General features: G+C 64.0%; 13 protein-coding genes. 3 read left to right on the top strand and 10 right to left on the bottom strand.

Annotated features, from left to right (window positions below; genetic code table 11):
• Positions 1-4: 4 nt before the first annotated feature.
• From SLT36_RS07400 to SLT36_RS07365, 8 genes are all read right to left on the bottom strand, one after another.
• Positions 5-637 (bottom strand): dual specificity protein phosphatase family protein, encoded by a 633-nt coding sequence (locus SLT36_RS07400; RefSeq protein ID WP_432286570.1) that lies wholly within the window; start codon positions 635-637, stop codon positions 5-7.
• Between the two features lie 35 nt (positions 638-672).
• Positions 673-1,491, bottom strand: coding sequence for an inositol monophosphatase family protein (locus SLT36_RS07395; RefSeq protein WP_432286569.1), 819 nt, complete (start codon positions 1,489-1,491; stop codon positions 673-675).
• Positions 1,492-1,634: 143 nt separating this feature from the next.
• Positions 1,635-2,489, bottom strand: a complete 855-nt coding sequence (locus SLT36_RS07390) for an inositol monophosphatase family protein (protein WP_432286567.1) — start codon at positions 2,487-2,489, stop codon at positions 1,635-1,637.
• Positions 2,486-3,295, bottom strand: coding sequence for an HAD family hydrolase (locus SLT36_RS07385; protein ID WP_432286565.1), 810 nt, complete (start codon positions 3,293-3,295; stop codon positions 2,486-2,488). The genes SLT36_RS07390 and SLT36_RS07385 overlap by 4 nt, the downstream gene beginning before the upstream one ends.
• 93 nt (positions 3,296-3,388) lie before the next feature.
• Positions 3,389-4,531, bottom strand: coding sequence for an ABC transporter substrate-binding protein (locus SLT36_RS07380; protein WP_432286563.1), 1,143 nt, complete (start codon positions 4,529-4,531; stop codon positions 3,389-3,391).
• Positions 4,532-4,598: 67 nt separating this feature from the next.
• Positions 4,599-5,726, bottom strand: coding sequence for an ABC transporter substrate-binding protein (locus SLT36_RS07375; protein ID WP_432286561.1), 1,128 nt, complete (start codon positions 5,724-5,726; stop codon positions 4,599-4,601).
• A 103-nt stretch (positions 5,727-5,829) separates the two neighbouring features.
• Positions 5,830-6,960, bottom strand: coding sequence for an ABC transporter ATP-binding protein (locus SLT36_RS07370; RefSeq protein ID WP_432286559.1), 1,131 nt, complete (start codon positions 6,958-6,960; stop codon positions 5,830-5,832).
• Position 6,961: 1 nt separating this feature from the next.
• Positions 6,962-8,803, bottom strand: coding sequence for an ABC transporter permease (locus SLT36_RS07365; protein ID WP_432288273.1), 1,842 nt, complete (start codon positions 8,801-8,803; stop codon positions 6,962-6,964).
• Between the two features lie 590 nt (positions 8,804-9,393).
• On the opposite strand from SLT36_RS07365, the gene gmd reads away from it, so the two are divergent.
• Together gmd and fcl are read left to right on the top strand one after the other, a co-directional pair.
• Complete coding sequence (gene gmd, locus SLT36_RS07360) at positions 9,394-10,485, top strand: GDP-mannose 4,6-dehydratase (RefSeq protein WP_432286558.1); 1,092 nt, start codon at positions 9,394-9,396, stop codon at positions 10,483-10,485.
• Entirely contained in the window at positions 10,478-11,422 is a 945-nt protein-coding gene (gene fcl / locus SLT36_RS07355; RefSeq protein ID WP_432286556.1) for a GDP-L-fucose synthase, read from the top strand. Before gmd ends, fcl begins: the two co-directional genes overlap by 8 nt.
• 33 nt (positions 11,423-11,455) lie before the next feature.
• Here fcl and SLT36_RS07350 read toward each other — a convergent pair whose 3' ends face one another.
• A complete protein-coding gene (locus SLT36_RS07350; protein ID WP_192314132.1) occupies positions 11,456-11,917 on the bottom strand; it encodes a L,D-transpeptidase in 462 nt (153 codons plus the stop codon).
• A gap of 781 nt (positions 11,918-12,698) precedes the next feature.
• On the opposite strand from SLT36_RS07350, the gene SLT36_RS07345 reads away from it, so the two are divergent.
• The gene (locus SLT36_RS07345) at positions 12,699-12,863 is read left to right on the top strand and encodes a hypothetical protein (RefSeq protein WP_432286554.1); all 165 of its coding nucleotides are present in this window, start codon (positions 12,699-12,701) and stop codon (positions 12,861-12,863) included.
• A 22-nt stretch (positions 12,864-12,885) separates the two neighbouring features.
• Here SLT36_RS07345 and SLT36_RS07340 read toward each other — a convergent pair whose 3' ends face one another.
• Positions 12,886-13,611, bottom strand: coding sequence for a winged helix-turn-helix domain-containing protein (locus SLT36_RS07340; RefSeq protein ID WP_432286553.1), 726 nt, complete (start codon positions 13,609-13,611; stop codon positions 12,886-12,888).
• Positions 13,612-13,617: the final 6 nt, after the last annotated feature.

Here is a 13,617-nt window from a genome sequence, read left to right as displayed (position 1 = left end):
GCCGTCAGTCATTGGAGGCCAGGGCCGGCGCAGGCAAGCCCTTGTCGATCATGGCGATCCACTGTGCTGCCTTGCGTGCGGCCTCGACCAGCATCGGCTTGGGCGCTTCATGCCATTCGTCGCGGCGCAGCTCACGCCGGGTGCGCACATGCTCGAGCGCTGCATCCAGCGTCGGGAACTTGGCCGGCATCTCGACATGCAGGAACAGCGCCACCAGCGACACCGAGCGGCTGCGGCCGCCACGGCAGTTGACCAGCACGTTGCCCTTTTCGCGACGCTTGTAGGTGGCCTTGTCAGGCAGCACCTGGCTCAGCGCTCCGCGCAGCAGGTAGAAGCCCGACAGCATCATGGTCTCGGGATTGCCGTGGCCGTCGATCAGGCCGAGCTTGTAGTAGCGCACGGCGCCGATGCCGTAGATCGCGTCAGCCGCCTCCCCTTCGCCGAACGGCTCGGTGGCGTAGTTGAAGTCGAGATTGACGGCGCAGTTCACCACCGTGGTGATGTTCTTTTCCCTGAGCAGTTCGAGGTCGCCCGCGCCGTCCATGCCGCCGACATAGATGTCGATGCCGTAGCCGGCGATGTCACGCTCGATCAGGCTGAGCGCCGGGCGCTCATATCGCGGGCTGTTGCTGTCCATCTGGCGGCCTTGACGCTTGAGGGTATCTGGGGCTCTCACTTGCCGGCCTCGAGCGCGATGCCGGTCGCCTCGCTCATGCCGAGCGCCACGCCGGGCGCCGCGGCCAGAACGGCCCCGCCCTCGGTCAAGCCGCCGACCGAAAGGAACGGCGCGACGACGCCTCCGGCCTCCCTGACCATCAGCAGCCCCGCCAGGCAATCCCAGGCATGCATGTGGAGCTCGGCATAGGCATCCGAGCGGCCATCGGCGACATAGGCGAGCCCCAACGCGCCCGAGGCGCCGCGACGGACGTTGGCGCCGCGCTCGAGGATGTTGGAGAGCACGTCGAGATAACGCGTGTTGGTCTTGCGGTTCGACCAGCCGAACTCGACGCAGGCAGCATCGAAATCGCGCGTCTTGGCAACTGACAACGGCTTGCCATTGCGGGTGCCGCCATGTCCGCGGCGGGCGAAATACAGCTCGTCCAACACTGGGTTGTAGATCGCGCCGATCTCGGTCTCGCCATTGCTGACGAAAGCGATCGAAATGCAGAAATGCGGAATGTCGCGGGCGAAATTCGCCGTGCCGTCGATCGGGTCGACGACCCAGATGTCCGCCTTGATCGCCCCGCCGCCTTCCTCGCCGAGGAAACCGTCCTCGGGGAATTCTTCGGCGACACGCGCCTTGAGGTGCCGCTCCACAGCCGCGTCCGTCTCGGTCAGGAAATCCTGCGGCCCCTTCATGTCGAAACCGGCCACGCGATTGGTGAACCCGTCGAGCGCCACCGCGCCCGCCGAACGCGCAATGTCACGGCAGAATGCCGCACGCCGGTCGAGGCCGGTTTCTGCAGTGGTGGCTGTTGCGTGAACCGTCATTTTCTATGCCGCCTGTGGTGTGGTTGACGTCAATTTGCACAGCTGTGCAAGATCGTCAACGCATTAAGTTGGATAATATTTCTGCAGTCGACGGAAGCGCAGGAAGTGCGTGATCTGACATCTATGCACACGCGTTCCATCGATCATGCCGCGTCTCGCGCACGGGCTGCATCTCGTTCGTCGGAGATGCGCCGCGCCACCCGCATCAACGTCGGATAGTCGGCACCTTCCCCGAGTGCGACATAACCGGGACACATGAAGTCGGGCACGCCGGCATCGACCTTGCCAAGGGTCAGCGGGTGATAGCTGCCACCGGCCTGTGTGAGGATCAGCGCCGCTGCCGCCACGTCCCAGGGATTGGAGCCGAAGCCGGCTGACGCATCGACCCAGCCGGCAGCGACATGGCAGAGGCTGAGCGCACCGCTGCCCGGCCGCCGCAGCGTCGAGAATGTCTCGACCAACTCGCCGAAATTGGCCAGCGTCTGCTCGTGCCCATCGCGCCTGAAATCACGCGCCACCGGATAGCCCGTGATCAGCGTCGCCTGCCGTTCGTCAGCTATGGCGCGCGAGCGCAACGGCTCACCATTCAACCAGGCACCGGTCAGGTCGGCCGCAAACAGGTTCCCGGCGACAGGATCATAGACCGCGCCGGCAAAGACCGCGCCGTCAATCGCCACGCCGACCGACACACACCAGAAGGCAAAGCCGCGGGCGAAGTTCGAGGTGCCGTCGATCGGATCGACATACCAGCGTACCCGGCCGACGCCGCTCTCACCTGCCTCCTCGCCGACGACGACCGAGTCAGGAACTTTGCCCAGGATGAAGGCGCGGATCGCCACCTCGGCTTCCCTGTCGTGTCTGGTCACCACGTCATGCAGGTCGACCTTGTAATCGACATCCATGTTGGAGCGGAACGCCGCCAGCAACGGCTCGCGCATCAGCTGTGCTGCCTGTTCGGCAACCGTCCGCAGGCGCTTCGACTCTTCGATGCTCGTCATGCCGCGATCCCGCGCCCGGCTTCGCGGAACAGGCCGAGCAGCCCGACAGGATCCGCCACGATGGCATCCGGCTTGAGCTTGAGGTCATAAGGCAGGTCGTATGTACCTTTGGCTTCCATCAGTATGTTGCCGCCAATGCCGGCACGTTTGCCGCACAGCAAGTCGCGGTCGAAATTGTCGCCGACGTACCACGCCGCCTCCGGCTCGATGCCGAGTGAACGTGTCGCCAGCCAGATCATCTCGGGGTTCGGCTTGCGCAGCTTGACCTCGTCGCTGTGGATGACCACGGCAAAGCGCCCGGTCAGCCCATGGACGTCGAGGAAATCGACATGTACCTGGCCGCACAGCGCGTTGCTGACGATGCCGACCGGCACGCCTGCGCCATCTGCCGCGTCGAGCAGGTCGAGCATACCGGTGCGCAAGACACGCTCGCTCTTCCAGTTGCCCATCTTGCGGCAGAGGTCGTAGGCCTCGGCCACGACGACATCCCGCGCCTGCTGCGGCCAGTCGCCGGCGACGAAGTCGCCCCAGAATTCCTCGTGGCGCAGCTCGCGCGGCGCAAGCGGTCGCGACATCGCATCCTTCCAGTGCGAGTCGGCGATGCCGCCGGCCTTGATGTCGGCGGTGATCTGCTCGACCGAAAGTGCCGACGCCTGCGCGCCGGCCTGGACGAGCAGGCCATGCACATGCGAGGCCAGCCGCTCCCGCCAGCCGGGCAGGTGCGTCGTCGATACGATCACGCCGCCAAAGTCGAGCAGCAATGCCCTGGGTGGCGCGAGCTTTCGCCCCGAATTGTCAGACATCATCACGTCTCCAGTTGTTCCCGATGAAAGCGGGCCAAGGGAAAAAAGTGGGACGGAGCCGAAGGAGAAGGGCCCCGTCCCTAGCCCACCGGGAAACTATTTCTTGTAGGCGACGCGCCAGAGGTCCTGCCAATCCTGGCGCGCGTCCCAATCTTCGAGCGCGGTCGAGGCGTCGTATTGCTGCAGCCTGTCCAGCACCTTGCCGATGCCCGATGGCTCATCGGCAGGCAGGCCGATGTCGGGGTTGGTCGGCAGCTTGCCGTCCTTCACCTGCGGCGCGATGCCCTCCGCGGTCAGGATGTAGTGGATGAATAGCTTGGCCGCGTTCGGGCTCTTGGTGCCGGTGGCGATCAGTCCGAGCTTGACATAGGTCCAGCCCGGCCAGGGATCGAGCCCTTCGCAGAGCCCGAGCTTGAAACCCTTGTCGGCATTGTCGCGGAACTTGGCCGAGCTCATCAGCCCAAAGAACGGTTCCTTCTGGCCGGGCGCGCCGACAGCTTCGGAGATCGCGTCGTCGGCATCCGCAAGCAGCGGCGAATTGCCGGCAAAGCCCTTGACCCAGGCAGCCGTCGCACTGTCTTCGCCGACCTCGATATCCTTGCCGAAATGCGCCTTGTAGGCAGCCTTCATCTTGTCGTCGTCATGCGTCGCAGTCTGATTGAACCAGTCGGGATAGGTGCCCTTCGACAGCGGATCGTAGAAGGCGACCTTGCCTTTCCACTTGGGATCGGTGAGCTCCCAGATGTTCTTCACCGGGCAGGCATCGTAGGCCTCGGTGTTGTAGGCCCAGACAGCGGCATTGGTGGTGATCGCCAGCGGGTTCTGGAACTGGACCGGGATCTTGTCGGCCATGTCAGGCGGCAGGTAGCTCTCGACGAACTTCTGCGGCAGAAGCTGCGCCAGGCCTGCTGGCGCGTCGGTAATCAGCACCACGTCGCCCTTGACGTTCTTGGCCTGGCCCTCGCGCACGATCATCTCGAGCTGCGCGCTCGCCGACACCTTGATGCCGGTTGCCTTCACGCCGTATTTGGCGGTGAAGTTCTCGGCCATTTCGACGATCTTGCCGGTGCTGTCATAGATGTTGATCGGCGCTTCCTTCTTCGCCGCCTCGACCAGGGCGTTGAGGTCAAAGGTTTCCGCGCGCGCCGGAGCCGACGCCATCACCATGGCCGTCATCAGCCCGGCCAGCGCCGTCGTTGCCAGTGCAACTTTCCTGCTCGTTCCAAATGCCGGTTTCATCGTTTCCTCCCCAAAAATCCGGCTGAAACGCGCCCGGCGTCAGTGCCGGGCGCGACAATCGCAAGCGCTATTTCTTGTAGTTGATGCGCCAGAGGTCCTGCCAATCCTGGCGCGCGTCCCAGTCACTCTGGGCCGACGCCGAGTCGTAGGGGAAGATCTGGTCCAGCACCTTGCCGATGCCCGAAGGCTCGTCGTCTGGCAGCTTGGCGTCGCTGTTGGTCGACATCTTGCCGTCGGCCGCCTGCGGGGCGATGCCCTCCTCGGTCATCAGATAGTGGATGAACAGCCTGGATGCGTTCGGGCTGTCGGTGCCCTTTGCGATGAAGCCGAGGCTCGGATACATCCAACCGGCAAAGGGCTTCAGATCCTTGCACAGGCCAAGCTTGGAGCCGACGTCCTGGTTGTTGCGGAATTTAGCCGAGCTGATCAGGCCGATGAACTGGTCCTTCTGGTCGGGAGCGCCGACCGCCTGGGCAGCTGCCTCGTCAGCATCGGTGAGCAACGGGCCGTTGGCGGCGAGCGCCTTGACCCAGGCGCCGGTAGCGCCGTCCTCACCCGCTTCGAGATCCTTGCCGTAATACTCCTTGTAGGCTGCAGCCATCTTGTCATCGGCGTTGGTCGCCATCTGGTTGAACCAGTCGACATAGGACGCCTTGTTGAGCGGGTCCTGCATGGCGAGCTTGCCTTTCCACTTGGCCTCCGTCAGCTCCCAGATATTCTTGACCGGGCAGCTTTCATTGAGCTGGGTGTTGTAGGCAAAGACGTTTGCCTCGTTGGAGACGGTCAGCGGGTTCTGGTACTGCACCGGGATCTTGGCGGCGAGATCCGGCGGCAGCCAGCTCTCGACGAAGCCCTGCGGCACCAACTGCGCCACGCCGGCGGGCACGTCGCTGATCTGGATGACGTCGCCCTGCACGTTCTTGGCCTGGCCCTCGCGGATCACCATTTCCAGCTGCGCCGCGGCATTGGCCTTGGTGCCGGTCGCCTGCACGCCGTACTTCTTGGTGAAGGCCTCGGCCTGCTTCACGATCTTGCCGGTGCTCGAATAGACATTGATCGGCGGTTCCTTCTTCGCCGCCTCGACCAGCGCGTTGAGGTCGAATTCCTCGGCCTGTGTCGCGCCGGCAAACGATCCGACAGCGGCAGCCAGTGCCGTCGCCGTCAGGAGCCGTTTCACACTGAAATCCCTGCTCATTCTCTCCTCCCTTGTCAGGCCGGCGCCATGCCGGCCGTGTCGTTCCCGATGGTCCTGCTTGCTTCCCCCGGGCCAGTCCTCCACCGCCCGAAGGGAATTCTCCTCAATGCAGCTTCGCCGGCCGCATCAGCCTGTCGGCCACCTCCATGCGCTGGCCTGCCTTGTCGAAGACATGCAGCGCCTTTGATTTGGCCCACCAGGTCACGGCCTCGCCGACCTCGACCTCCGGCGACTGGTGCGTGGTCATGAACAGCTTCTCGCCGCCAGCGGTGAGCTCGATGATCCAGCTGCCGCCGGTGGGCAGGATGCCGGTCACCACGGCCTGGCCGGCAACGGCACCGTCGGCCACGCCGCGCTCGGCATCAGCCAGCCGGATCGCCTCCGGTCGGATGCCGATCGAGCCCGCGTCGCGCAACTCAGCGAAACGCGCGCCGAGATAGGCATTGGCGAGCCGCGCCACCTCCGATTTTCCATCACCCAGCTCGACGATGTTGATCGGCGGATTGCCGACGAACTGCGCCACGAAGCGGTTGGCCGGCCGGTCGTAGATGTCGTTGGGCGTGCCGACCTGTTGCAGCTCACCCTCGCTCATCACCGCGATGGTGGTGGCCAGCGTCATTGCCTCCCACTGGTCGTGGGTGACAAACACGATGGTGGTCTTGAACTCGCGGTGCAGCCGCTTGAGCTCGGCCCGCATCTCAAGACGAAGAGCGGCATCCAGGTTGGACAGCGGCTCGTCGAGCAAAAGCACCTCCGGATTGACCGCCAGCATGCGGGCCAGCGCCACGCGCTGCTGCTGGCCGCCAGACAGTTGCGAGGGATAGCGATCTCGATACTTCTCGATGCCAAGTGTCTTCATCACTTGGTCGACGCGCTGCTCGCGCTCGGCCTTGGGCATCTTGCGCAGGCGCAGGCCGAAGTCGGTGTTGCGCTCGATGGTCAGATGCGGCCATAGCGCGTAGCTCTGGAACACCAGCCCCATCTCGCGCTTTTCCGGCGGCACGAACACGCCATCGACGACGGAGTCGACGACACGCGGGCCGACGCGGATCTCGCCCGCCGTCAGGTGCTCCAGCCCGGCGATCATGCGCAATGTCGTGGTCTTGCCGCAGCCGGATGGGCCCAGAAGGCACATGAACTCGCCATCGCCGATTTCGAGATCGAGGTCGGCCACCGCGTTGGCCGAGTTGCCGCCGTAGTTCTTCTCGACGCCGCTCAGGTTGATCTTCGGCATGTCAGTTCCCCAGTCCTTGCGCGAGATTGGTCTTGGTCAGCTTCTGGCCGAGCAGCGCGCCGAAATAGGCGAGGCCGGCGATGATCAGCACGACGGCGTTGGCGGCCTGCGTGTAGTGGTAGTCGACGAGCCGGAGCGAATAGGTGGTCAGCACGTCGGTCGAAGGAACCGCCAGCACGACGAACAGGCTGAGGCCCTTGATGCCCGAAATGAAGGGCAACAGGATGCCCGTCGTCAGCGACCCCTTCTGGATCGGGATGACGATCGAGATCATGCGGCGGAACCAGCCGGCGCCGGCGATCTGAGCCGCCTCTTCCGGATCCTTTCCGAGCTGTGTCATGGCGGCGATGCCGGCGCGCGAGGCATAGGGCATCTGGTCGGCGATCAGCGCCAGCATCAGGATCAGCGTCGTGCCGTAGAGTGCCGGGATCGGCCCGCGCGGCACGGCAAACAGCGAGAGATAGGCGGCGGCGAAGGCGATGCCCGGCACCAGATAAGGCAGGAACGTCACCTGGCGCAGGAAGGTGCCGAGCGGCTTCACCGGGGTTCGCGCCACGACATAACCGACCAGCAGCCCGAGGATGCCAGAGGTGATCGAGGCGACACCGACGATGCGCAAGCTGTTCCAGGCCGCGTTCCAAAGATCCGGGCTGAGCAGGATGCCGGTCTCCAGCGCCACCGTGTTGAGATTGGTGCCGATCCAGTAGTCGAGCGTGAAATTGTCGAGGTTGAACTGGCCGGGCACCCGCATCACAGTCGACAGGAACAGCGTGCCGATCGGCATGCCGACGCTGAGCAGGAACATCAGCGCGGCAAAGCCGGTCGCCGGCAGCCTGAGGATGCCGAGCGGGCTCAGCCGGTTCATCGAGCCCTTCGAGCCGATGGTGACGAAGCGGCGCGCCTCGCGCATCAGCCGGGCATCGATGGTGATGGTGATGATGCCGATCAGCATGATCGCGCCTGCCAGCACCGCTCCCACGCCGACCTGGCGCGACGAGATGTTCTGGTAGAGCGAGGTCGCCAGGACGTCGAAATTGACCGGCAGGCCGAGCACGTAGGGCACACCGAACTCGCCGAGGCATTTGGCGAAGATCAGCACCATCGCCGACATCAGCGATGGGCGCATCAGCGGCATGATGATCTTGCGGGCCACCGTCAGCCTGCCGGCGCCGAGAATCCGAGCCGAGTCCTCGAGCTGCGAGTCGAAGCGGCGCAGCGCGTTGCCGAACAAAAGGATGACGAAGGGCGAGTAGTGCAGCGCCAGGATGATTGTCACCGGCAACTGGCCGTAGGATAGCCAGTCGGGCGGCGAAAAACCGATCGATTCCAGCCAGCCGGGCTGTCCGCCGACGGTTCGGTTCTTGAACAGGGTCGTCCAGGCCAGTGCGAAGGTCCAGGCCGGCAGCATGTAGGGCACGATGAGGGCGGTGGCGAACCAGCGGCGGCCGAACATGTCGGTGCGGCTGAGCAGCCAGGCAAGCGTGCCGCCGACAAGCATCGACAGCGTGATAGCGCCGGCCGCCACGCTCAGCGTGTTGACCAGCGGCTCCCAGAACAGGTCGTGCGAGATGCGCGAGAGAAAGACGCGGTCGATGTAGTACCAGGTCAGTTCGCCGACATCCTGCTTGATGCGGCGTTCGTCGCCGAACTGCACCCGCATCGCATCCGACAGCATCGAGATGATCGGCACCACGATGAGATAGGCAAACAGTGCCGCGGCGAGCACGCCGATGATCGTCGTCGGCTCGCGCAGCGCCACCTTGGTCCGGTAGCGCAGGCGCTGTGAGCGGGTCGGCGACTTCAGGGTGGCCACAGTCCCGTGGGTTACGGTCGCCGGCTTCACCACCCTCTGGACAGAACTCTGCGATTGGCCGCTCACGAGGTTACGCCCCGCCGGCAGATTCCGTCATGGCTGCCGCACACGTCACCGGGGACGACCCGGCGCAGATGCACTGCATGGCCTGCATGCGATGGCATGAGCATGAATTCTCCTCCGTTGGGCGCCTCGAAGCGGACCTTGCGCCCCGCAGCTTGAGCCGCCCGGACACACCGCACCCGTCCTGCTTCAGACACCACCGCCGCCTCCCGGCGGTGCGGCACATTCCCGTGCCTGTTGGCATATTCATTCCATCGACGGCACGTTCATGTCAATCCAGATTCTGCAAATTTTGCACAGGCGTGCAAAACATATGATTTGTCTGAAATGGCTAAATTTTGCCAATGCTGGCTTCATCAACCTCGATTAGACTGCCCTTGTATGCCGAAAATATGCACTGCCGTGCAATGCACAAAATGCTGCTGTGGCAAAACATGCAGAAATGCCCGGGAAAGCGCCCTCGGCGCATGACCCCAAAGCCGCCTCTTTCGCAGTGCACTCAACATCTCTAGGGTGCGCTGCACGCAGGAACCGCAGGAATCGGGCAAGGAAACGGAATGTCGAACGAGCAGAAATCAGCGCCGGCAAAGAACGGCAAGGTGGCGCTGATCACCGGTGTAACCGGACAGGACGGCGCCTATCTCGCCGAGATCCTGATATCAAAAGGTTATGTCGTCCACGGCATCAAGCGCCGCTCGTCGTCCTTCAACACCGGCCGTATCGAGCATCTCTACGAAGACCCGCATGTCGCCGACCCCAGGCTGATCCTGCATCATGGCGACCTCACCGACGCCACCAACCTGATCCGCATCGTGCAAGAAACGCAGCCGGACGAGATCTACAATCTCGGCGCCCAGTCGCACGTCCAGGTCAGCTTCGAGACACCCGAATACACCGCCAACTCCGATGCGCTCGGGCCGCTCAGGCTGCTGGAAGCCATCCGCCTGCTCGGTCTCGTCGGCAAGACGCGCTTCTACCAGGCCTCGACGTCCGAGCTCTATGGCAACATCCCGGCGCCGCAGAACGAGACTTCGGGTTTCGCCCCGCGCTCGCCCTACGCCGCCGCCAAGCTCTACGCCTACTGGATCGTCGCCAACTACCGCGAAGCTTATGGCATCCACGCCTCCAACGGCATCCTGTTCAACCATGAAAGCCCGCTGCGCGGCGAAACCTTTGTCACCCGCAAGATCAGCCGCGCCGTGGCGGCGATCGAGGCAGGTATCCAGGACCGGCTCTATCTCGGCAATCTCGACGCCCGGCGCGACTGGGGCCATGCCCGCGACTACGCGCTCGGCATGTGGATGATGCTGCAACAGGACAAGCCCGACGACTATGTGCTCGCCACCGGCGAAGCCCACAAGATCCGCACCTTTGTCGAAAAGGCCTTCGCCGAGATCGGCACCAGCATCGAATGGCGCGGCGAGGGTGTCGGCGAAACCGGCATAGACAGCGCCACCGGCCGCGTTCTCGTTGAGATCGACCCGCGCTACTTCCGCCCGACCGAAGTCGACTATCTGCTCGGCGACGCCTCCAAGGCACGGCAGGCGCTTGGCTGGCACCACAACACCAGCTTCGACCAGCTGGTGGCCGAGATGGTTCGAGAAGATCGTCGCGCGCTGGCAAAACCCTGTGAGCGCAGCAATGGCTGACATCCTCTATCCGCTCGCCGGCAAGCGTGTCTGGGTCGCCGGACACCGCGGCATGGTCGGCTCAGCGCTTGTGCGCCGCCTCGCACGGGAAGGCTGCGAAGTCATCACCGCCGGGCGCGACACCGTCGACCTGACCCGGCAGGCCGAGGTCGAGGCCTGGCTGGGCGAGACCCGCCCGCAAGCGGTGCTGCTTGCGGCCGCCAAGGTCGGCGGCATCCTCGCCAACGCTACCTATCCCGCCGCGTTTCTCTACGAGAACCTGGCGATCGAAACCAACGTCATCCATGCCGCGCACAAGATCGGCGTGGAAAAGCTTTTGTTCCTCGGTTCGAGCTGCATCTACCCGAAATTCGCGACGCAGCCGATCGCGGAGGATTCGCTGCTCACCGGCGCGCTCGAACCCACCAACGAGTGGTACGCCATCGCCAAGATCGCCGGCCTCAAGCTTGCTGAAGCCTATCGCAGGCAGCATGGGGCCGACTTCATCTCGGCGATGCCGACCAACCTCTACGGCCCGGGCGACAATTTCGATCTTACGTCCAGCCACGTCCTTCCGGCGCTGATCCGCAAGGCGCATGAGGCCAAGTTGTCTGGAGCGGCCGAACTGACGATCTGGGGCAGCGGCACGCCGCGGCGCGAGTTCCTCCATGTCGACGACGCCGCCGACGCCATGGTGTTCCTGCTCAAGTCCTATTCCGGCGACCAGCACGTCAATGTCGGCTCCGGCACCGACGTAACGATCCTCGAACTGGCCGAGACCGTGGCGCGTGTCGTCGGCTTCGAGGGCCGCATCGCCCTCGACACGTCAAGGCCGGACGGCACGCCGCGCAAGCTGATGAGCGGCGACAAGCTCGCCCATCTCGGCTGGCGCCCGCGCATCGAACTCGAAAGCGGCATCCGCTCGACCTACGACTGGTTTGTCAACAACGCGCTTTAGCCGAGACGGGTCGCGCTGGCGCGGGCCGAATGCCTAGTTGACGATCTGGATGCTGGTGTTGGACGGGCCATAGGCCTGGACCAGCTCGTAGAAGTCGGCCGCATTGTCGGGGTGCAGGCGCACGCAGCCATGCGAGGCCGGGCGGCCGAGGCGGCTGATGTGGTTGGTCGCATGCACGGCGTAGCCGCCATTGAAGAACACCGAATGCGGCATCGGCGCATTGTCGTACTTCTTCGAATACCACATCTCGTGCATGCGCGTCGGCTTGTAGGAGCCCTTCGGCGTGACATAGCCGCGGCCCGCAGTCGACACTTTCCAGATGAAGGCCGATCGACCATCGATGATGACATGCATGCGCTGCTGGCTGATCGACACCCGCGCCACGATCTTGCTCGCGGCAAAGGCGCTGCCCTGGCCGGCAGCCAGCAGCAGTGCAGCGCCGGTCATTGCGATGGCGGCAATGTTGATGATGCGCTTCTTCAGTTCGGAATTCATGACGTCCCCCTTGAGCCGGCCGCGCCGGCAGTAAAAATGCATTTCGGAATGGACGTCTTTTGCCAGAGCCGTGTTTCAGACATATTTCGTTTAGATATTCTTTACGTTTCATATTCGTTTCCAAATTGCCACGTTTGGTTTCGCAGTCATTGACATCCCCTAGGCTTGCAACAGCTGTGCGGCGACGCAAACTGGGCTGAAGCAGCGCTCGCAGGCCGCCGCCGCTTATGATTCATTTGATATGACGTCGGGGTATGCCGCTGAAAGCGCAACGCAAGCGCCGGCCGGCCCGGCAACGTCCTTGAAACATTCGGAAGCACTAAAGGCCATCCGGCGGCATCTTCCCGATACAGCCGCCCGGCACATTCAGCCACGACGAAACGAACGTTGCGAAGGTTGGATGAGCGCGAAACGACTGGCTGCGAGATGGTTCCTGCGGGTGGGCGTCGCTACGGCGATTCTGTCAGGAATCGGCTTTCTGGCCAGTCCGGGCAACGCTATGGCAGCTGAATTGCCACCGGTGCAGGACATGGCGCCGGTGGCCTCCGCAGCCATCTTCTTCGCAGCAGCCTTGTTCGTCGCAACTCTGCACATCGGCCGGGTCCATGGGCGTGGGTGCCTGGCCTGGGTGAGCAGACCCTCGCGCGTCACTCGCAGCGAGGACAGGATACCCGCGCCGTCCACGGCAGGTCAGGCGGCGCGGGTATCTCGGTAGCCATCTTTGGGTATCTCGGTAGCCATCTTTGATTGAACCCCTGAAACGGAAAACGGGGCCACCGCAATGAAGAGACAATTCGCAGCATCGGTGCTTTCGGCACTGCTCTATGCCCAGGGGCTGCTTGGCTTCGCGGGCGTAGCGAGCGTGCTCCTCAAGGACAGGGCCCATGCCGAAGAGACGGCGATTGTCGAGATGGCCGCGCCGGCGGTCATTGCTCCGGCAAGCTGACATTTTGGTCAGTTCGGCGTCATCAGCTCAGGTTTTCGGTTGGAGTGGTTGTGCCGGCCTCCTGGCCGGCCGTCCTTGTCGGGGGATCGAAACGATAGCCCGAACCCCGGATGGTCGTGATGCTTTCGGTGTCGAGCTTGCGGCGCAGGCGCACGATGCGCGAGTCGATCGAGCGGTCGAAGGCATCGGCACTTTCAGCCGGCGCCGCCGCCATGATGTCGTCGCGGGTCAGCACGCGCCTTGGTTGCGACAGGAACAGCTTGAGCAGCGCGATCTGGCCGGGCGACAGCTGCTCTTCCTCACCGGTGCTGTGCATGACGAGTGCGGAGCGCAGGTCGACCGTCGAATTCTCCAGCACCACCAATTCCTGCGTGCCGCGTCCCCGGCGCGTGAGGAGGCCGCCGATGCGCGCGGCGAGCTCCCTCACCACGAGAGGGCTCTCCACGACATCGGCGGCGCCAAGTTCGAGCGCCAGCACCTTGTCGACCAGTTCACCGGGTCGGCAGATCAGCACGAAGTCGGGACCGCCCTCGCCGCCGAAACGGCGCAGCAGGTCACGCCCCTCGGCCGGCGCCACGCCGTCGCCGACAACGACGACATCGATGCCCTTCGCCGACAAAAGCGGCTCGGCCTCCCACAGCCGCTTGGCACAACGCACGTCATGGCCGCGCCGTTCGAGATGATCGGTCAGGTCGGAGGCAATCACCTCCGCAATGGCGATAAGCGCTACGACCGATCTTCCAGCCACGTTTCA

The sequence above is a fragment of the Aminobacter sp. BA135 genome (assembly GCF_050859125.1).
In the GTDB taxonomy this organism is placed as follows: domain Bacteria; phylum Pseudomonadota; class Alphaproteobacteria; order Rhizobiales; family Rhizobiaceae; genus Aminobacter; species Aminobacter ciceronei.
This window is presented reverse-complemented; position numbering and strand designations above follow the sequence as displayed.